The organism is Dyadobacter sandarakinus (assembly GCF_016894445.1).
In the GTDB taxonomy this organism is placed as follows: Bacteria; Bacteroidota; Bacteroidia; order Cytophagales; family Spirosomataceae; genus Dyadobacter; species Dyadobacter sandarakinus.
The window spans coordinates 3,576,289-3,598,170 of the sequence record NZ_CP056775.1; the positions used below are offsets into that span (position 1 = coordinate 3,576,289).

Consider the following 21,882-nt stretch of genomic DNA (forward strand, 5'->3'; position numbering starts at 1 on the left):
TAATTCTGTTTCGTTTAAGTACCTCAGTCGGGTAGCAGGTGCACTTCCACCAGCTCTCCTGCCTGCACGGTGTTTTGTTCTGCCGGCAGGTATATGAGTGCATTGGCGGCCGCAAACGAGCGTAAAGCAAATGACTCCTGCCCTTCCAAAGGTATTACATATTCACCTTCAACGTAAGCTTTCAGAAATTCATCCCGGTCCCCGTCAAATGAATACGGGTTTTTGACAGGCATCCTGATTTTTCTGACAAAAGGATCGGGAAAGCCGCTCATCATCCTGACTGCCGGCAGCACGTACTCATAAAAACAAACCAGGGTGGACGCCGGATTTCCTGGCAAGGCAAAATACAGGGTAGTGTCCTTTCTGGCAAACAGCAGGGGTTTACCTGGTTTTTGTTTTACTTTATAAAAGATGGTCTCGGCTCCGATTTCACCCAATGCCTGACCCACGTAGTCGTAGTCACCAACCGAAATTCCACCATTGATCAGCACCAGGTCAAAATCTTTCGTCAGCTTTTCCAATGCCTCAATGGTAGACCGGCTGTCATCTTGGGTGTAGGACAATGCTACTTCCGTAACACCTTCCCTGGCCAGCGCAGCCACGACCATGCCTGAGTTGGATTCGTAAATTTTACCCGGTACCAGCAGTTCGCCGGGCTGCAGCAGCTCGTCGCCGGTCAGTAGCATGGCCACGCGCGGCTTGCGGTACACGGTTACCTGCTGCACATTCAACCCTCTCAAAAATCCGATCGCGCCCGGAGAAAGGCGGGTACCTGCTTTGAGGGCTACTTCTCCCTCACGGATCTGCTGACCTACCCTGCGGATGTTTTTGCCATCAGGTACGGGAAATTCCTGCAAAGTAACCTTCCCGTTGACTGCCGAAGTATGCTCCTGCATGATGACGGCGGTAGCACCCTCAGGGACGGGCGCGCCGGTAAAAATGCGGCATGCCTGTCCGGGATGTAATGCGGGAACCTGGGCCTGGCCGGCTCTTGACTCACCCCGGATACTCAAAACGATGCCTTTTTCCACAACATCGGTATGCAGAATAGCATAACCATCCATGGATGACTGCCTGAACGTTGGAAGCGAGATCGGAGCGGCAATATCTTCGGCCAGCACGAAACCAGAAGCCGCCGAAAGATCCCGGACCTGTACTGGCAGTAATTTTGTATGGGCAGCGACCCGCTGTTTTGCCTCCTGAACTGTAACCATTTTGCGGTAAAATGTATCAGTGCAAGATAATGTTTCCACCGGGAAACCAGCTGAACAAATTGGAGGCGATCATAGAATTTTACCTGAAAACCAAGAAAGCACCTGGCTACATGTTACCAAAAAAAACCATAACATTCTGATTATCAGTAAACAAAAATATTTTTCTATATATAAGCCTTTGATTCTTGTTTTTTGCCGGCATTCTGCAGAACAGTGCAGCAGCAAGCGAAAATTCTGAGTAAAGATGCCCGGGCGCGGATTTTGTGCAGTAAATCAAAAAGGCAGCCAAATGGAAGCATCTTGAATTAATACTATACGAAAATACGTAAGTATTTGATTCATAGCAGGTTAAACATAAAAGGAAATATTATTTGTTCAACCACGTTATCTTTGCACTCCGGCTGAAAGCCTTAACTGATGTTTCACGAAATAAAACATGCATGATTAGACTTATCTTTATGGCCTTCTCAATCGCAATATTCGGCAAGCTGCCGGTGCGCGAGGTGGAGGTGGAAAAGAAGGAACTGAAAGAAACCAGCATCATTGATTCAGATCTTCTTGCTATTGACTTCTGTGGAGAAGCGATCCCGTTATCGGAGCTTCGAATTGCCGAGCGATACCAGAACACGATCAGGAATTACGATAATCCCACCTTTCGTAAGCTGATGACCAGGACCCAAAAGAGAATGCGGATTATTGAGCCCATTCTGAAAAAGTACGGAGTACCAGCCGATTTTAAATACATTCCTTTGATAGAGAGCGAAATGAGCGACGAAGTAACGTCGCGGCGGGGCGCAGGAGGTTACTGGCAAATGATGCCCTCCACTGCCAAATCGCTCGGGCTGGTAGTAAATGACACCAGGGACGATCGCAAACATCTTGTAAAATCAACCCATGCAGCGGGTAAATATCTGCGGGAGCTGCACCGCCAGCTTGGATCATGGACACTGGTTGCCGCTGCCTACAATGCCGGTCCAACCCACATCCAGAACCGGATGGATTCCCAGAACAAAAACAACTACTTCAAGCTGCGCCTGAATACCGAAACTGCCAGGTATATTTATAAACTGCTTGCAGTGAAAGAGTGGTTTTCAAACCCGGAAAGAAGCCGCGAATGGGTAAACGGCGATGTACTCAGCCGGATTGCCGATTTCAAAACGGAACAGGAAAAAGCAGGTACGCAGCTGGCCAAAACACTTGCCGGCTCCTAGAAATCCAGATTATTTATTTGATTTGAATGCCGCGAAAGGGATAGTTTATCCCTTTCTTTGTGTTGTTATAGGTGCCGGAAAATAGTGCGGCAAATTGAAGTAATCCATTTTATTCTCAAACTCTGATATGACAAAAGCAGAAATGATCACCGACAAAGGGACCATGCTGATCGAACTATACGATGAGGATGCGCCAGGAACGGTAAAGAACTTTGTTGACCTTTCAAAAAAAGGCTTTTACGACGGACTGATATTCCACCGCGTAATTCCTGATTTCATGATCCAGGGCGGCGATCCTACCGGCACAGGCCGCGGGGGACCTGGATATCAGATCAAATGCGAGCTTACCGGCGAAAAGCAATTCCATGACCGTGGTGTACTTTCCATGGCTCATGCAGGACGGGATACCGGTGGTTCACAGTTCTTTATCTGTCACAGCCGCAAAAACACCGCTCACTTGGACCGCAACCATACATGCTTCGGTAAAGTAGTGGAAGGCGTGGAAACAGTAGACGAGATCCGTCAGGGCGACAAAATCCAGAAGATCACGATTATTGAAGAAGAGGCATAGTTTCCGCCGTCTGATTAAATGCAAAAAGGCCCTTCCGGGCCTTTTTTTATGCTGTATGACTAACCTTTCTACCAGAACTGTGCATAGAGGAATGAAATGATTGTAATGACCACCACGGCTCCGATCACAAAGGATTTGTGCGGCATAAACATGGAAGAATCAATCGCCAGACCTTTGCGCTCGTCGGGCAATACCAGTCCGAGGATCACCATCACCACCACGCAGATCAGGAACACAATCCCCATACGATCCAGGAATGGCACCTGCGACCAGTCGGCAAATGGAAATACGTTGTTATGCATGGCCAGCGCGATCAGGAACCCGCCCACGATCGCAAACAATGCTCCGGCAGAGTTGGTCCTTTTCCAGAAAAAGCCCATAATGAATGAAGCAAAAATCCCAGGCGACAGCAGCCCAGTCATTTCCTGAATAAACTGGAAACCACCTTTTTTGTCAATGCCCATGTAAGGAGAAATCACAATAGCCAGGATCATTGAGATCACGACTACGAGCCGGCCGATGCGTACCAATGTTTGCTCACTCGCATCCTTGCCGATATAATTTTTAAAGATATCGAGTGTAAAGATGGTTGAAATACTGTTGGCTTTTCCGGCCAGCGATGCGACCACGGCCGCTGTAAGTGCCGCAAAAGAAAGTCCTTTCAAGCCCGACGGAAGCAGGTTGAGCAAAACAGGATAGGCTCTGTCTGCATTGATTGTACCATCTGAACCAAGCATTTCGGCCTGAAACATTCCTTTGCTGTACAATGCATAAGCAGCAATACCCGGCAATACCACGATCACAGGCATCAGCAGTTTAAGAAAAGCCGCGAAAAGAATTCCATTCCGCGCAGTTTTCAGGTCGGCACCGAGCGCACGCTGGGTAATATACTGATTACAGCCCCAGTAGTTCAGGTTCACGATCCACATACCACCCAGCAGTACTGCCAATCCCGGCAGCTGCATATAAAACGGACTGCTTTTCGGGAAGATCATGTGAAAGTGATCATCGTGGTTTTCACGCATCACCTTAATTCCATTGAGAACGCCCTGAACTCCCGCATTGTCGGATACAAGATTGATGGCCAGATAAGTTGTTGCCAAACCTCCGATCACGAGGAAGAACACCTGAATTACGTCTGTAAAGCCGATTACCTTCATACCGCCTATCGTAATAATGACTGCAAAAACAGCCAGCGCAATCATACAAACCTGAAAATTGAGTCCGGAAATTTCGGAAACGGCCAGTGCACCCAGGTAAAGGATGGACGTAAGGTTAACAATAATGTAAAGTGCAAGCCAGAAAACCGCCATAATAAGGCTGACCGTACGATTGTACCGCTGATTAAGAAACTGCGGCATGGTGTAGATCCTGTTTTTCAGGTAAATAGGCATAAAAAATACCGCTACGATCACCAGCGTTGCGGCAGCCATCCACTCATAGGTTGATATTCCAAGCCCCATTGAAAATCCGTTACCCGACATTCCGATAAACTGCTCGGCCGAAATGTTGGACGCAATCAGCGAAGCCCCGATAGCCCACCAGGTCAGTGAACCCTCGGCCAGAAAAAAGTCAGTCGTCGACTCGTTTTGCGTTTTCTTACGTTGATAAATCCAATACCCATATCCGGACACTACAATGAAATAGAAGAAGAAGACGATGTAGTCAAGGGTTTGTAATTGTTGCATTGATATTTAAAAGTAAATGAATGAGAAAACCGGATTGGCCTGAGCCGAAAGGTACATTAATTTCCGAAAATAGTACAAAATGAAATCATCCGTATACTGCCCGTTTGTAATTTTAAAAAGCAGCTCATAAATATAGCTACTCCATGAGTTTAGGAAAGCGTTACCCGGATATTTTCTTACCATCGGGAAAGCGGAGCGGGTTAGTAGGCAGCTTTTTGAACAGGATAGATTTTCGTCTGCTTTGTACAGCCTCATAAGCGTCTTCAAATGACTTGCCCTGCTGCATCTGCTCTAAGAATACCGATAACCCGTTAGCCTCCGATAATACAAGCCAGTATGCCACTTCCATCCCGGAAGACATGTAGGCGAGCATGACCTGTCGCTGCCCGCCGCTAAAAAAATCATTGAGCCACTCCATATCGCGCAACTCGGTCAGCTCCTGCCCGCCGCCTGTGTAGTACTGCCATTCATCCATATAATCCAGATAACGGCCGATAGGATCGGGATTGTTGACAAAACGTTTGTCGAGCATGAGCGCCAGGCCTTCGTTGAACCATTGCGGCACCCGGGTAGTTACTTTCCACCATCCGAGGCGCGTCAGCAGCTCCATGTGGCTGAGCTCGTGACTGGCCACATCCACATTGGCATCCTGCCCGTTCAGCACCACAAACCCGCTGCCCCAGGGCGTACCTATACTGCACCCGGCACCTTCATTGCTGCTGCAATACCTGCGGTACTCGTCGGGGCGATTGCAAATGATAAAGACGGGTTTGGATTTTTTTCCATGGTAAAATGAATCAACCCGGGCTTCGGCCAGCGCGATGGTACGGTTGATTTTCCTGTAATGCTTAGGAGATATGCCGGGACTGAAATAATGCCGGTCGCCCGCTTCCTGAAAGCTGGAAAACCGGATCATTTCACAATAAAAGATCTGCGGGTACAGGAAGAAGAAGCTTGCAGCAAGCACAAAAAATCCGGTCAGAAGAATTTTACCTGTGCGGAAAATGGCTCTGACCGGATGATTTTTTTTCAATGTATACTATGTTTTCCCGCCACGAATGCACGGATTTTCACGGATTGTATTCGTGTTCATCCGTGCATCAGTGGCAAAAAGATTAATGCTTGAAGTGCCGGATACCCGTGGTTACCATGGACAGCCCGTTGGCATTGCAATACGCAATGGAATCCTTATCGCGGATGGAACCGCCCGGCTGTACGACCGAAGTAACACCAGCCTGATGCGCGATTTCCACGCAGTCGGCAAAAGGGAAAAATGCATCCGAGGCCATCACAGACCCATTCAGGTCAAAACCGAATGCTTTCGCTTTTTCAATGGCCTGCCGCAATGCATCCACGCGGGAAGTTTGCCCGGTGCCGCTGGCCAGAAGCTGGTTTTCGTTTGCCAGCACGATGGTATTGGATTTGGTATGCTTACAAACCTTCAGAGCAAATTCAAGTGCCGAGAGCTCCTGCGCAGTCGGTTCTTTTTCGGTCACGGTAGTAAACTGAGACGCTACTTCCGTAGACAGGTCCTTGTCCTGCACCAGCACCCCGTTCAATACGGTCTTGAACATTGTTTGTGGCAGTTCGACAGGATTTCTTTTCAGCAAAATACGGTTCTTCTTCGATTTGAGGAGCTGTAATGCTTCTTCATCGTATTCCGGCGCAATCAGGATCTCCATAAACAGTTTATTGAGCTCCTCGGCCGTAGCCAGGTCCACCTTTGCATTGGTAATTACCACGCCGCCGAATGCCGACACCGGATCGCAGGCCAGCGCATTGTCGTAGGCAGCTTTTGCAGTGGCAGCTGTGGCGATACCACAAGCATTGGTATGCTTGATAATCGCAAAAGTAGGATCAGCCTCCGCAAATTCGTCGATCAGGTTAACGCAGGCATCTACGTCCACCAGGTTGTTGTACGAGAGTTCCTTTCCGTGCAGCTTTTCGAAAATCCCATCCAGATCCCCGTAGTAAGTGGCCGTCTGATGCGGGTTCTCGCCGTAACGCAGCGTTTGGGACGGAAGACTGGTAAAGTCAAAAAGCGCCTGGTCAGAGCCTTCTTTTCCGGCTGTAAAGAAACGGTTGATGGCTCCATCATAGTGGGAGGATACTGCAAATGCCTGCCCTGCATAGTAGCGGCGATCTTCCAGATCAGTGACACCTGCCTTGGCCGTCAGCAGCTCCACAACCTCTGCATACTGGCTGCGCGACGAAACGATCAGCGTATCCTTAAAGTTTTTGGCGGTAGCGCGGATCAGCGAAATACCTCCTATGTCGATTTTTTCAATAATGTCTTCTTCGCCTGCTCCGGAAGCCACCGTTTCTTCAAACGGGTACAGATCGACGACCACCATATCAATCGCAGGAATATTGTATTGCCGGGCTTGCTCCACATCACCTGCATCATCCCTTCTGTACAGGATTCCGCCCATAATGGCAGGATGCAGGGTTTTTACCCGGCCGCCAAAAATAGAAGGATAACCTGTCAGCTCCTCTGCGGCTGTCACCGGGATCTGCAGGTTTTCTATAAACGTTTGGGTACCTCCCGTAGAATAAAGCTTTACACCTTCCTGGTGCAGCAGGCGGACCAAAGGTTCAAGTCCGTCCTTATAATACACCGATATAAGTGCGGATTGGATTTTTTTAGACATTGCGAAATGTTGACTTAGAATTTGGCGCAGAAATATGCTCCTGATGAAAAATAAACCGCAAAGATAGCTGAAAATCGGAATGATGCCCGAAAACCGGAGCCTGAAAATGCCGGGCATTATTTTTGACTTTCAAGTACAAAAACAAACCATCATGAATCTTGACCTGACAGGAAAAACAGCGCTTGTATGCGGCAGTACGCAGGGCATTGGTCTGGCTGCGGCCAACGAGCTCGCCTCGCTGGGCGCCAATGTGACCCTCATTGCCAGAAATGAAGAAAAGCTACGCGATGCCGTAGAGTCGCTGGATAATTCGCTGGGGCAGCTGCACCGGTATGTAGTGGCCGACTTTTCCGACCATGCCCAGCTGAAAGATGCGATTGGTAATTACCTGAGGCTTTGCCCGGAAGTGCATATCCTGATCAATAATACGGGCGGGCCGGCAGGCGGGCCGATTATTGAGGCCGACACAGACCAGTTTGTAAAAACCTTTGAAATGCATCTGGTCAACAACCAGTTTCTGGTGCAGTCGGTAGTACCTTTTATGAAGCGGGAAGGATTTGGCCGTATTGTTAATATCATCAGCACTTCGGTGAAGCAGCCCATTGTGGGACTGGGCGTATCCAATACCATTCGCGGTGCTGTGGCGAGCTGGGCCAAAACACTTTCGCTGGAGCTGGGTGAGTTTGGCATTACAGTGAACAATGTGCTTCCAGGCTACACCGACACTGCCCGCCTTGAAGGTGTTTTCACCATGCGTGCCAAAAGTTGGGGAAAAACAGAAGAAGAAGTAGCGGAGCAATTGCGACAGAGCATCCCGACCCGCCGCTTTGTCCAACCCGAAGAAACCGGCGCTGCCGTGGCCTTCCTCTGCTCCCCTGCCGCGGCGAGCATCAATGGCATTAACCTCCCGGTAGACGGCGGCCGGACTGAAAGTTTGTAGAAGGTGACTTACTAAGCGGTCAAGTTTATCCAGTGTGTGGTTTTACATTTGGATAAACTTACCTCTAATCATGTTCCGACTAGTACTTCTTTGCCTGGCGATTTTGCCGGCATTTTCTTCTCTTGCCCAATCCGACACCATTTTCCTGAAAGAACAGCCTGACTTTTTACTGGGCACAGCAGAAGTACAATTTAAAAAGCAGCGTGTCACAGTAAAACCGGTGCATGGCAAATCGCAGCTAATCCCGCTTGATAAAATCCGTGAAATCCGGTTCACTTCCGGCCGCAGAGTGGTTAGTAAAGTAGCGCGTGAGCAGGAGCGCCTCCTCGAAATCCTGGTTAGCGGACAAACCTCCCTACTTTTTGACCGGGCGGAAAAGCAGTTTTATTTCGAGAGAAACGATTCCATTTTTACGGTACTGCAAGATCACATCGTCCGGGCTTTGCCTATCATTTTTGGAGAAAAGCGCATACAGGAGTACTATGCCTCCTCCCATGTCAAACCGATATACAGCGCCCAGTATCTCACCAGACTGACGAGCTTTGTCAACCAGGGAACAGCCGTAAAACAAACTGTTTACCAGGAAGCGTTGAAAGGGTTTAAAACTACGGTATCCGCGGGAGTGTATGTAGGCATTGCGAGCAACTCAACTGCATTTGACTATTTCTCTGATTACGAAAAAGGGATTGCGGTGTACCGCCCTACTGACTTCTTTTGGTACACGTCAGTGCCGGTTGGGCTGCGGTTTGCTGTACAGCCGTTTCGTAGGGTCAGCATTGATTTGAATGTATATATGAACAAAGGCAGCGTCAAGGGTATAGCAGTGGACAAGGCAGGAACCTTTCTTGTTTCATTCCCGGAATCACTAATTCACCCTGAGCGATATGATACGAATTTGAAGCTTACGGAATATGCTTCTACGATGTGGCACACCGACCTGTCTTTTTCCGTATTTCTGAATAAAAAGGAGAATGCGCGTTTGAAGCCCTACGTTTTTGCCGGCCCGGCAATCGCCCAGTTATTCAGCTACCAAGCCGCTTTTTCTGCAACTTACCGGGAGAGTGCCAATGCACCGGCGACTTACATCACACGCTCGTACCAATCAGACGCCCGTGCTTTTATGATCGCATTTCATGGTGGTTTTGGGGTAAAGTATGCACTTACCGACAAGTGGGCATTGCGGTTGTCTGCCCAGTATAGCCGGGGATTGTTTCCGAAAGTTCATGCTGAAAACCAGCTGGTACGGGAGGAAAACAATACGAGTGTAAAGGCAGAGAATTTTGGAAGATTCGACACGATTTTTATCACAAACTTTGATCAATACATCCGCTCAGTCAGCGGAGGCATTTCGCTGATGTACCAATTCTGACGAATGCACAATTGCAAAAGGCACGAAGCCGGCTAATCAGCTTTCCGGATTACCATCAGCCTGTCATCATTCCGCGCTGCCACGATCGCCTCACCGGTTTTCAGGCGGATTTTGCGCAGCTTCCTGACCTGACCCTTGACCTGCAAGCCATTTAAAGGTTGCGGTTTGAAGTTGCATTTCCCCTGGTTAATCAGCAAGGTCCCAAAATCCGCATCGTAGCGGCCCATCTGAATGTTGCAATTGTAGAAATTACCCATGATGAGCACGTCCGGCAGCTTGTCTCCATTGGCATCCACAATCTGTGCATCGTAGTAGGGCGACCATTGTGCTTTGTAATCCAATGGTTGCGCAGTGAAATTACCTTTGCCGTCATTAACAAAAATAGCATTCCGGAAGTAATCTGCGGACAGCACCTGCGCGTTTTCCAGTTTGTCGGCCCCGACGATATCAGCCGTGCTTGCCCGGGCAAAATCCCGTGCATAAATGTACTTTTTGCGGATCATAGGGATTTGCTTTTCCATTTCCAGCTTGGTGGGAAAAAGCGCCTCTTTTCCATGCAGGTAATAGGTCATCAGCGGTTCCTTTCTCCCATTTCCGTCGTAATCATTGATATACATGCGTACCGGCTCCTCAGGACTGGCAGTCAGCCGGCTGTTTTCGCCCAGGTTACCTGCAAGTATATCCAGGTCACCGTCACCATCCAGATCATACGGCATGGCAAAATTCCACCAGCCTTTTTTGTCCGTGATCATTTTTTTCACAAACTGCTTTCCACTCGATTCCAGCACGCAAATCCCGTCCCACTCCAGTACCAGCAGCAGATCCTGCTTACCATCCCGGTTCAGGTCGGTCAGGCGGGCATCTTTTACATAACCTATGCGGCTGAGCTCGCGGGCATATTGGGCAGTTACGTCGGAAAACTTGCCGGTACCGTCATTTTTGAGCAGATACGAGCGTGGTACTTCACCATAATTAACCGGCACAGCCCTCCCGCCAATGAAAAGATCAGGGCGACCATCGCCGGTAAAATCAAACGGGATGATAGAAGACGACGTCACGTAAATACCGCTAAATGCATCTTCTTTGGCTGTCAGGTTACCTTTCCCATCATTGAGGTACAATCTCGGCCGCTGGTATTCTGAGTTGTTGCTGTACTCATTGCCCCCGGTGCCGACCAGCAGGTCCGGATGTCCGTCGGCATTTACGTCCTGCCAGGATGCAGCTACTTCCTCATAAGTGCTGTCGCGGGTGAGCGCGGGCTGCACCAATTCCCGGAATTTGCCCGACGGTGTCTGCAAAAACAAATGGTTACGGTGCATTTTGGACGAACCCACAAAAATGTCATCCAGTCCGTCATGATTGATATCGGCTATGGCCAGCGCAGGGCCATCGGCAGTAACCTCGAACGGAATCAGCGAATTACGATCAAATTCCACAAAGTTATTCTCTTCGTGGCGCACATCTACGCCCAGCGAGGCTGCCACATCCTCAAACCGGTAAGTATCGTTTGCCTTGCCGGCTTTCAGTTTTTCGTAGTCAAAAACAGGTAATTTCTCCTGGTAGCGGACAACCAATGAATCTTTAAAACTGCCCGGTTGAAAGCTCTGGTAATGATTGTCGGGCCAGATGAGCACCATAGAATCGACCTCCGCCTTGCTGCCCAGGCCAATCTGCAAAGGAATCTCCATGCTCGACTGAAATCCGCGAACCGGAAATTTTTCATAGCTGAGTACGCCGTCTTTCTTGAAAATCAAACATTTAGCTCCGATTGCATTCAGGTTTCCTTTTTTTCCTTTTAAAAACAGCCTGATCACATCGCCATGCGCAGCCTTCTGCCGGCTGAGGTTTTCGTATACAAATGCCTTTTCATTGATATTATTGGTCACAATGTCGAGGTCGCCGTCGTTATCGAGGTCAGCGTACACGGCACCGTTCGAGTAGGAGATCTGGTTGTTGTGAATGCGTTTTTCAAGATCATGGAAAGCTACCTTGCCCTTATTTCCGAAAAACTTATTGAAGAGCTTGATCTCCGGCAATTTATCTGCCAGGCCGGGATCATTTTCATCGAAATTCTTATTGCGGATCCGGTCCTGAATCACATCATCAGATACAAATTTGATATAATCTGTATCATTCATCCGCTTAGGAATACCATTGGAAATGAACAGGTCTTTCAGTCCGTCATTGTCAAAATCAGCAAAAAGTGCGGCCCATGACCAGTCCGTGGCATGAACGCCCGAGTACATGCCGATTTCACTGAAAGTACCATTTCCATTGTTAAATTGCAGGTTATTACGGGCAAACTGGTAGTTGTACCCCTGCCGGATTTTATATTTGAAAATGCTGTAAACATCCTCCCCTTCGGACTTTTTAAGGATTTCATAGTCTGAGGGCAGCATATCCAGGGAGACGATCTCGGGATAAATATCATTATTGAGGTCCGCCACGTCGATACCCATTGAAAACTGGCTGGTATGCATGAGCGACGAGTCGGTATGGTCTGCAAATGTTCCGTTTTTCTGGTTCATGTACAGGTAATCATTTTCGTGAAAATCATTTCCAATGTACATGTCGGGGTAGCCGTCGAAATTGATATCCCCTACCCCGAGCCCCAATCCATAACCGAGTGCAGTACTGTGAATCCCCGCTTCTTTCGTCACCTCCACATATTTTCCATCCTCATTCCTGAACAGCTTGTCGCCTGCCAGCGGATGATAGGTATTGGTAAAAAGCTCACGGCGGCCGAAGGTTCCATTCTGGTGCACGGAATGGTTCAGCTGGAACATATCCAGGTCACCATCCAGGTCGAAATCGAAAAACAGGGCCTGGGTACCGAAGCCTTCCAGGTCAAGACCATACTCCGCCGCTTTTTCAGCATAAACAGGTACCCCTTCTTTGGTGATTTCCTGACAAACAAACAAAAGGTTGCGGCCCTTCATCGACTCGAAGCCTCCTACCTGGCTGACGTAAATATCAAGCAGGCCATCCTGATTGATGTCCACGATGGAGACACCATTGGACCAGCCTTTACCTCCCTTGAAATTTGCCTTATCGGTCACATCTTCAAATTTCAGCCCCGATTTGTTCAGGTAAATGCGGTTGGCCTCCTGGTTGGCAGTAAAACAAAGATCTACAAGCCCGTCATTATTCAGATCTGCTGCACCTACACCTCCTCCATTGTAAAAGTACATGTAGTAGAAGATGTTGAAATCCTTGGTTGGTTTCAGCACATTGGCAAAGTTGATCCCGGTTTTTTCAGCAGTAAGCAGGTCAAAATCGTACTCCTCCGGATCCCTTTCGGTTGAACAGGAAAAGACCAGGCAGCTTATGGCTGAAAGCAGCAAATTGAAAAGAAATCTGTTCAGAAACATTCGCAAAAGATAGTGCAGGCTTTCCTATAGTTTGTTGACCCGGAAGAGCGCTGGTGGTGCATTGTTGATAAGATTGATCAGGTAAGGCTTACCCTGAATGCTGATCGGGCTGATCTGCTTAACTTCGCCGTCTACCGCAAAACCGCTTTGATTGCTGAGCAGCACGTCAAACTGCATGGCACCTTTGTTGAGCAGCACATTACCGCGGCAGGCATCCAGGCTGCCCAGTTGCGGGATAAAATGCGAGAAATTACCGCCAACGATCAAATCAGTTTTTCCGTCCGCATTCACATCTTCTGCCTGGATTGCGTTCAAACACGAAAACTGAACCATATACGGCAGCTCGGCCAGCTTGAAATTACCCTTGCCATCATTCACAGCAATCGCCGATTTCAGGTAAGTCACAGACTTTTCTACTGCCGATTTCAGCACATCATCCGGAAAAAGGTCCTGAATGCATTTGGTAGCATACTCCGAGTGCTTGATGCTTTTCTTTTTAAGCAATGGAAACTGAGTGGTAAGCTCGCGTTTGAGGAGTACAGGCACGTCCCGTGATTTGACGGTATGCGTCATCACCTTTTCAATCGTGCCATTTTTATTAAAATCATTGATCCAGATTTTTAACGGATCTTTTTCCGAAGCTTTCAGACTGAAATTCTCTCCGATATTGCCCAGTATCAGGTCCTGATCCCCGTCCCCGTCCATATCAGCAATTTTTACACAACCCCAAAAGCCGGTGTAAGCATCCAGCCCCGACTTTTGCCTCGCTAGTTTACCGCCCTGGTATTTGAAAACGGCGGGCGCCATCCAATCGCCGGTGACGACCAGCTCCTTTTGTTTGTCACCGTCAATGTCCGCCCAGGCAGCATCGCGTACCATACCTACATGTGCCAGATCAGGCGCAATACTTGCCGCCACTTCCCTGAAATTACCTTTTCCATCGTTTTGGTAAAGGTAGCTCTTCGGAGTAGAACCATATTCGCGGGGTACGCTCCGGCTTCCTGCAAAAAGATCCTGGTCGCCATCGTTGTCGTAATCATGCGCCACAAGTACGGCCGTATTCATTGCATTGGGCGGTATTGCGCCGATGCGAATTGTAAAGTTGCCTTTCCCGTCATTAAAGTACAGGCGCGTGGGCAGGTCGGGACTTTTGGGTGAGGTTTCATTGCCTCCACTTCCTACCACGAGATCCAGGTCACCATCATCATCCGCATCAAAAAACAAAGCGGCAGTATCTTCAAAGCCCGACAAATCCGCAAATCCTTTCTGGGCCGATTTGATAAAAGATCCTGCTTTTTGCAGGTACAATTGCCCGCCCTGTCCTTTGCCGCCGCAAATGTATATATCATCAAAACCATCCCCGTTTACATCCCCGATCGCAGCCTTCGGGCCCTCCTTCGAGAGCATTATGGGTATATTTCGTTCATTGTAAAAGTCCTCGTACTTATTTTCCTTGTGTGCCTCAAAGCTTGCGTTTGAAGTTGAGGTTAACAAAGTTGCCGGCCGTACCGGCACACTGCCGGACCTTGATAATGCATTTTTTACGCTTAGCTGAAGCGTGGTATCCGGCTGTACATTGGCCATGGCAGTAATCCTGCGATCAGGCCAGGTAACACGTACTGAGTCAATCATTGCGATTTTGCCCAAGCCAATTGTAACCGGGTACTCGGTGCTTGACTGGAAACCGCGTGCAGGATTTACCTGGCGGCTGAAAATCTGCTTTCCTGCAAATACCTCAATTTTCGACCCGATAGCGCGGGTATTTTTGCCTTCGCCGGTGAGTTTAAACTTGACGTAATGATTCTTTTCCTTGGCCGCTTCCGATTTGTTGCGGTATACAAAACAAGGCTGATTTACATTGTTCACCACAAGGTCAAGGTCACCATCGTTGTCGAGGTCAGCGTAGGCTGCTCCGTTAGAAAAGGATTTTGTTCCAAACCCAAATTCCTGCGCACGCTCCCTGAATTGCAGATTGCCTTCATTATGGAAGAAATTGTTGGCAATTGGTGTCGACGGCATGCGGTCAATAATGCTCTGCATGTTTTCCTTTTCGCCCGACATGACCATGCGCTGAGTCACCTCGTTGGCAAAAAAGTCGATGAAATCCTGATCCAGAATGTCGTGATAAATACCATTGCAGACATAGATATCCGTTTTTGAATCATTGTCGGCATCGAAAAGCAGCGCGCCCCAGCTCCAATCGCTGGCGGCTACACCTGAAAAGTTGGCGATCTCGCTGAATGTCCCATCCTGATTATTGAATTGCAGGCTGTTCTGCATGTATTGGTTGTAAAAACCCTTTTCTTTTTTGAGGTTAAAAAGATAGTGGTTTTCAAAAGAGGTGGTCGTCTTGTACCGGTACTCATCCCTCGGCAGCATATCGGTTACAAAAAGCTCAGGATAGCCATCGTTGTTGATATCGGCCATGTCTGCGCCCATCGAGGCCAGACTGGTATGCTTGATCCTTTTTTCGAGCTCTTCGGAGAAAGTACCGTCTTTCTGGTTGATATAGAGGTAATCTTTTTCGTAAAAATCATTACAGATGTAAATGTCAGGATACTGATCTCCATTGATATCCCCGACAGTTACACCGAGGCCAAATCCGATCAGACTGCCATAGATACCTGCTTCCTCACTGACATCCACGAACTTTCCGTCGTCATTACGCAGCAGCTTGGCGCCCCCTCCTTTCAGAAAATCCTTCACCGGCCAGTCTTTGGCGCGCAGATTCCGGTCATTTGCATAATTAAGGGTATTGACGGGAATAAAACTGTTGTTCAGAATGTACGCATCCAGGTCGCCATCCAGGTCATAATCCAGGAATGCAGCATGCGTAGTGTAACCGGTTTCATTCAGGCCATATTGGGCAGCCGACTCGGTGAAAGTCATATTGCCATTATTGATATACAGCGAGTTACCCTGCTTGTTGACAAACTTCTGGTAGCCGGCATTGCAAACGTAAATATCCAGCAGGTTGTCGCCATTTACATCCACCATCACCACGCCGGTGCTCCACTTGTCGGGCTCACCTACGCCTGCCTTGGCCGTAACATCCTCAAACTGCCAGTTTCCCTTGTTAAGGTACAGCTTGTTCTCACCCATGTTGGCGGTGAAATAGATGTCGGGCAGCCCATCATTGTTGATATCCCCGATTGCCACACCTCCGCCATTATAAAAATTCCGGTAGTTGAAAATATTGATATCCTCCCGGTCTTCAACTTTGTTGACGAATGAAATACCGGTTTGGGAGGCGTCCAGCTCCTCAAAGAGACCGTCGGGGTTCTTTTTATCGCCGCAGGCGTACAATGCAAAAAGCAGCATTGCCAAAAGGGTGGTTTGTGCAAGCTTCAATGCTGGTGTAATCATTTATTTGGAGGTATTTGGGCCAAAGACTTTTTCTTTGCTCAGCCCGCCTGTATTGATAGATGGTTTTTTATATACGATGAGACCTTCCACAGGCAGGTAGTGGTCCGGAGCGGCAAAATCACTGTATTTGCCTGCTTTTCCTGTTATTTTCAAGACAATTTTATCTTCTGTAAATGTCAGTGCTTCTATCTGACCGTCGGCCATCATGTAACCTTCTCCCACCATTTGTTTCTGGTCAATGATTTTGCCCATTTTCACACTGGCATTGATCTCATTTTCTGCTACAACTTTGCGGATAATGGGTTTATTGCGATACCAGTCTTTTCCGCCCATACTGATGATCATGCGACCCTGAAACTGGTCAGTCAGCGTAGTGCTGAACAAATCTTCAAACAGGGTCACCTGACCGGTAAAAAGGCTTTTTTGCCCGTAAAACTCGGTGTCACCGATCTTGACCTCAATGCGTGCCTGATTGTCATGCAGCGAAGCATACCAATCATCCGCCTTTTGTTCAAGGGTATCTTTCTGCCGGCAGCTGTGGATTATGGTAATAAAAAGAAGTCCAAACAGCCATAAAACATTACGCGTCATCATACTATCATATAAAACAAAAATGCTCGAAGGTATCGAGCATTTTTGATAAAAGTTTAAACTTCAGTCAATACCCCTCGTTCTGTACCAGATTTGGATTGGAAACGATAGCAGTAGCCGGAATCGGGAACAAAATAGTGTATGGCTCATTTACAGTTACGCCAGTTCCGGTAGTATACTTACCAAAGCGAACTTCAACAGTCCTTTTGCCACCTTCCCAATACATTTCGCGACCAATTTCCTCGAAGAATGATTGTTCAGTCAGCGCAGTCATCGCTTTTGCTCCACGCGCTATCCGAAGATCATTAATCAACTTCAATGCACCAGGAACGTCTCCTGAGCGGAACAATGCTTCTGCCTTGGCCAGATATACCTCTGCATAACGCAGCAAAATGTATTTACCTGAATTTGCAGGGTGGTATTTGATAACACGGATCCCCTTTTCAGTTGCAGCACCTGCCAAAGGCACATCGCGGCTGAATACCAGAGGTTTTTTCGATCTCGTATCGACAATATTTTTACCTGCATCATCAACTTGCTGACCTACAAGGAACCCGTATCCAATACCTGAGTACTGCTTACCGTTTGCGGCCGGCTTGATACCAATCCGGGAATCATCTTTGTCAAACGTATCATAAAAGTCCGCCAAAGTTGTAAAGCCATTCCATCCGGATGGGTTCTGGTTATAGTGCAAAGTCATAAACCACCGGTTCTGAGCAGTACCTTCATTACTTACAAAAATTACCTCCGAAGTAGACGCATCAGAAAAATTGTCAAAGTAGTTTTTTTCAAATTTGTATCCATCAGCAGTCACTGCATCTGCATACTGGATTGCCTTTGCCATGTCTGCCTTGTCGAAGGTATACGGTCCGGCAGGATTTGCAGCTTTGTAAACCGCCTTGTTAAGATAAAGTCTCGCTAATAGGGCATTAGCAGCAGCTTTTGAAGCAACCCCGTTTGTAGGTGCAGGTCCTAATTTTCTAAGATTAGGCAATGCTTCTTCAAGGTCCTTCACTACCAGATCAAACGCTTCTGATCGTGACATAACTCTTGGATTAACATCATCAGCTTCTGTCACCTCACGGAAAGGTACCTTACCCCAAAAATCCATTACGTGGGACATATGGAAAGCTCGTAGGAACTTAGCCTCAGCTGCCTGAGCTGCTGATGGGTTTGAAGCAAGGATTTCAGTTGCTTTATAAACACGCTGATTAAGCTGGTTCCATGTTTCACGGATTGCAGAGTGCGTTGCGTCCCAGGTATGCGAATCAAGTGTTCTCCATACACCATTGTCGCCCCAGTCTACCCCGCGAGTTGGCGGAAACATTTCAGCAGTAGTATGTTCGCCAAGTGCATAAATGTTATTCTGATCTGTGTAAGCTCCAAGATCCTTGTATGCTGATGCCAGCAAAGCGGTAGGGTCACCAGGCGTAAAACCAGCTCCCGAAGATTGTACCACGGAGTCCTTCTCGTCCACTTCCAAATCCGTGCAGGATGCCAGTGTAGTCAGCATGCATCCTGTGATAATATATGATATGTAATTTTTCATTGTCTTAATGGTTAAAAGGAGATGTTAGCGCCAATAGTCCAGGTTCTTGCTCTTGGATACGCCGTGTAATCTATACCAAATGATGGAATTCCATTTAATGCTTTATTAGTACTTACTTCTGGATCCTGACCGCTATACTTTGTAAAAGTCAGAAGATTTTGTCCTGTAACATACAATCTGAATGCTGAGAATACTTTTGTCACAACAGGCAGGCGATATCCCAGGGTCATGTTTTGCAATCTTACAAAGTCTCCTTTTTCCAGGAATCGCATTGACACGTCCGGATTGTTAACTGGTCCTTCTCCGTTTGTGATTACATCTTTAGTGACGTTTCTTCCATTTGCAAATGAGCCGGCAGTAAAGAATGCATTGGCAGTGTTTGAATAAATATAGTTACCAAATACTCCATTAAAGAATATGCTCAGGTCAAATCCTTTATAACGGAAATTATTAGTCAAACCACCTGTAACTTTTGGAAGCGGGCTTTTTCCATCCTGAAATCTCTGAACATCTCCTGTTGGTGGAACAGCATTGTTACCTGCTTCGTCAAACCCTACAAAATCACGAAGGAAAAATGCGAAAAGAGGTTGACCGGCCGAAATACGTTGTGCAAACGCACCTGACAAGCCTTGTCCATTGATCTCTCCTGTATCGTAAACACCATTCAGATCTTTAACGAGATTCTTGTTGTAGGAAGTATTCAATGCGATATCCCATCCAAAATCTTTCTGATCTACTACAACTGCATTAAGGCTCAACTCAATCCCTCTGTTAAGGATATCTGTATCAAGGTTATTCCATTGAAACGGATTGGATGCAGGTTGCGCAGCAACGACGTTGAAAAGCAGGTCACTTGTATGTTTTTCATAAGCATCCAAACTACCGCTCAAACGATTTTTGAAAAAGGCAAAGTCAATACCAGCGTTAAATGCCTTAGTCGTTTCCCATTTCAAATCGTAATTACGGAACGCGACATCAGCATATGCTCCTCCGTTGATATTACCATTATCGTCATAGTTCCAATCGTTGTAACGCTTTCTCTGGTCGAACAAATTGTGTGGGATAGATTGGTTACCTGTAACACCATAACCTACACGAATTGCCAAGTCGTCAAATACTTCTTTGGGTGCAAAGTTTTCTTCAATCAGCTTCCATTTGAATGCACCTGACGGGAAATAACCGTATTTGTTATTACCTCCAAATTTGGATGAACCATCAATCCGCAATGTACCCGTGAAAAGATACTTGTTAGAAAAACCCAGATTAAGACGTCCGAAATACGACTGCAATTCATCTTTAACTGCGGATGAGTTTTGGATAATCACACCCGGACCAGGATTTGTTACCGATGCCATGTTATTTAGCATCAGGTCCATGTTGGTTGTATTGAACTTATGGGCTGCCAGGTTTTTCGAAGATGTCTCAAAACTTTGATAAGAATAGCCCAGCAAAGCATTTAGTGAAGTACTCCCAAATGTCTTTTCGTAGGTAAAGTAATTTTCCATCAAACGGTTATTCGTTTCAATATCACGAATGTAAACGCGTCCTTCTGGTGCAATTCCTGTTGGATAAGTTTCAAGATCAGTGGTTTGCTTCGCTACGCCGGCAATCAGCAAGTCTCCTGAATAAACCGATTTTCTGCTGGACATGGATTTATCAAAGCCAAGAATCGTCTTGAATTTGAAACCTTTGAAAATTTCCAGCTCAGCATTAATGTTTCCCAATGCGCGTAGTGTACTTGTATTATCTCTTGTCAGATTTACAAAAGCCAGCGGGTTAGGTTCCGTAAGACCGGGCTGATTGAAAACCTGAGTACCGGCAACTGTTCTGTAAATTGGGAGCGTCGGATTTGTTTTCAGGATACCACCCAGCAAATCACCAGAAAAACCTGAGTTCTCTGAAATCGGAACACCTGAGTCCAGCGTATTGGCAAAGTTCAGGTTGCTACCAATAGTAAGTCTGTCCTGAATGAATTTTTTTGATCCGCTAAATCCGACACTGTATCTCTTAATACCGGATTTTAGAACAATACCCTCCTGATTAAGATATCCCAGCGAGAAACGATAATTTCCGGTAGCATCGCCGCCGCCGTAAGCAAGGTTATGCTGGTTAGTATAAGCAGTTCTGAAAAGTTCTTTTTGCCAGTCCGTGGATCCGCCCTGGTCTTGTCCGCCAGCTGCTACATATTCTGATGACGAAAGAAGATCATATTTCTTAGTAATGTTGCTGATACCCAAAGAGTAGCCGTAATCCAAAGTTCCTTTTCCTTTTCCTTTTTTAGTTGTGATAAGCACAACACCATTTGCTCCGCGTGAACCATAAATAGCGGTTGCTGACGCATCTTTAAGGATATCAATACTTGCAATATCATCAGGATTCAGAAAGTTCAGCGGGTTTTTAGCCGGCTGACGCCCTACACCAGCTGCATCGCCGCCACCAGATACATCGTCGCCGCTAAGTGGAACACCATCAATCACGAACAATGGGTTATTACCACCACGAACAGAGGTAGTACCGCGAATACGCACGTTGATTCCGCCACCTGGCTCGCCGCTTGATTGAGAAATTTGTACCCCCGCAACACGGCCCTGCATCAGCTGCTCGGGAGAGGTTACAATGCCTTTTTGAAAATCCCTGGATCCCAATGCTGAGACAGCACCTGTTGCATCCGATTTTTTGACAGTACCATATCCAACCACAACCACCTCTTCAAGGGCTTTTACATCTTCGGACATTGTTACGTCAACAACAGATTTGTTTCCCACGGAAACATCCTGGCTCACAAAGCCAATCGCACTGAAAGACAATGTGGTGTTTGCAGGAACTGCAATCTGGTACTTACCGTCTACATCCGTGTTCGTTCCTCTGGTGCTGCCTTTTACCGTGATCGTCACACCCGGTACCCCACCTCCTTTACTGTCCTTGACAGTTCCGGAAACGTTTACATCCTGGGCAAAAGAAACAGAAACCGATGTAAGAACCACCAGCAGCAACAGCATGACGGACTTTACTGAGAGCAGGATTTGTTTTGCGTAAGGGACGCCAGTGCCTGGGTAGCCGTGTCCGCAAAATACTCGTAAGGATACATTCATCATAGGTTAGATAAAATTAATTAGGCCTGTATGCACCACCATTGTAGCATTTTGACGTTCTCCCGGTTACTTGCAAAAAAAGGCCAATACTCACTGTAAACGCCATTTTTTATATAATAAAACAGGAAAAATTTAGAATAATACACGGGTGGTAGTACAAAATAATATAAATAGTCCGGATAATACAATATCATCTTGCTAAAAAATGTTCATAAAAATCCATGCATTTCACAATCAGCTAATTAGCACATAAGTCTAACTATGGTTAC

Annotated in this window: 13 protein-coding genes; 4 read left to right on the forward strand and 9 right to left on the reverse strand. The window is 47.1% G+C overall.

Annotated features, from left to right (window positions below):
• Positions 1-23 precede the first annotated feature (23 nt).
• Positions 24-1,214, reverse strand: a complete 1,191-nt coding sequence (locus HWI92_RS14450) for a molybdopterin molybdotransferase MoeA (protein ID WP_204656348.1) — start codon at positions 1,212-1,214, stop codon at positions 24-26.
• Between the two features lie 440 nt (positions 1,215-1,654).
• On the opposite strand from HWI92_RS14450, the gene HWI92_RS14455 reads away from it, so the two are divergent.
• Positions 1,655-2,425: a lytic transglycosylase domain-containing protein gene (locus HWI92_RS14455; RefSeq protein ID WP_204656350.1), complete on the forward strand. Its 771-nt coding sequence runs from the start codon at positions 1,655-1,657 to the stop codon at positions 2,423-2,425.
• A 127-nt stretch (positions 2,426-2,552) separates the two neighbouring features.
• Positions 2,553-2,996 carry a peptidylprolyl isomerase gene (locus HWI92_RS14460; protein WP_204656352.1) on the forward strand — a complete coding sequence of 148 codons (444 nt, stop codon included), beginning with the start codon at positions 2,553-2,555 and terminating at the stop codon, positions 2,994-2,996.
• Between the two features lie 68 nt (positions 2,997-3,064).
• On the opposite strand, the gene HWI92_RS14465 is transcribed toward HWI92_RS14460, so the two are convergent.
• The 3 genes from HWI92_RS14465 to purH all read right to left on the reverse strand — a co-directional run bounded on the left by HWI92_RS14465 (position 3,065) and on the right by purH (position 7,335).
• Positions 3,065-4,684: a sodium/sugar symporter gene (locus HWI92_RS14465; RefSeq protein ID WP_204656354.1), complete on the reverse strand. Its 1,620-nt coding sequence runs from the start codon at positions 4,682-4,684 to the stop codon at positions 3,065-3,067.
• Between the two features lie 160 nt (positions 4,685-4,844).
• Positions 4,845-5,717: a hypothetical protein gene (locus HWI92_RS14470; protein WP_204656356.1), complete on the reverse strand. Its 873-nt coding sequence runs from the start codon at positions 5,715-5,717 to the stop codon at positions 4,845-4,847.
• A gap of 82 nt (positions 5,718-5,799) precedes the next feature.
• Positions 5,800-7,335, reverse strand: a complete 1,536-nt coding sequence (purH, locus tag HWI92_RS14475; RefSeq protein ID WP_204656358.1) for a bifunctional phosphoribosylaminoimidazolecarboxamide formyltransferase/IMP cyclohydrolase — start codon at positions 7,333-7,335, stop codon at positions 5,800-5,802.
• Between the two features lie 151 nt (positions 7,336-7,486).
• Here purH and HWI92_RS14480 point away from each other — a divergent pair, with 151 nt between their 5' ends.
• Positions 7,487-8,275, forward strand: coding sequence for an SDR family oxidoreductase (locus HWI92_RS14480; protein WP_204664579.1), 789 nt, complete (start codon positions 7,487-7,489; stop codon positions 8,273-8,275).
• 70 nt (positions 8,276-8,345) lie between these two features.
• Positions 8,346-9,644, forward strand: a complete 1,299-nt coding sequence (locus HWI92_RS14485; RefSeq protein ID WP_204656360.1) for a hypothetical protein — start codon at positions 8,346-8,348, stop codon at positions 9,642-9,644.
• A 32-nt stretch (positions 9,645-9,676) separates the two neighbouring features.
• Here the strand turns inward: HWI92_RS14485 and HWI92_RS14490 are convergent, their stop codons facing one another.
• From HWI92_RS14490 to HWI92_RS14510, 5 genes are all read right to left on the reverse strand, one after another.
• The gene (locus HWI92_RS14490; protein ID WP_204656362.1) at positions 9,677-13,015 is read right to left on the reverse strand and encodes a VCBS repeat-containing protein; all 3,339 of its coding nucleotides are present in this window, start codon (positions 13,013-13,015) and stop codon (positions 9,677-9,679) included.
• 24 nt (positions 13,016-13,039) lie between these two features.
• On the reverse strand, positions 13,040-16,336 hold the full coding sequence (locus HWI92_RS14495; RefSeq protein WP_374757903.1) for a VCBS repeat-containing protein: 3,297 nt from the start codon (positions 16,334-16,336) through the stop codon (positions 13,040-13,042).
• 45 nt (positions 16,337-16,381) lie between these two features.
• Complete coding sequence (locus tag HWI92_RS14500; RefSeq protein ID WP_204656373.1) at positions 16,382-16,975, reverse strand: hypothetical protein; 594 nt, start codon at positions 16,973-16,975, stop codon at positions 16,382-16,384.
• A 64-nt stretch (positions 16,976-17,039) separates the two neighbouring features.
• Positions 17,040-18,383: a RagB/SusD family nutrient uptake outer membrane protein gene (locus HWI92_RS14505; protein ID WP_229247968.1), complete on the reverse strand. Its 1,344-nt coding sequence runs from the start codon at positions 18,381-18,383 to the stop codon at positions 17,040-17,042.
• A gap of 149 nt (positions 18,384-18,532) precedes the next feature.
• Positions 18,533-21,616, reverse strand: a complete 3,084-nt coding sequence (locus HWI92_RS14510; protein ID WP_229247970.1) for a SusC/RagA family TonB-linked outer membrane protein — start codon at positions 21,614-21,616, stop codon at positions 18,533-18,535.
• Positions 21,617-21,882 lie beyond the last annotated feature (266 nt).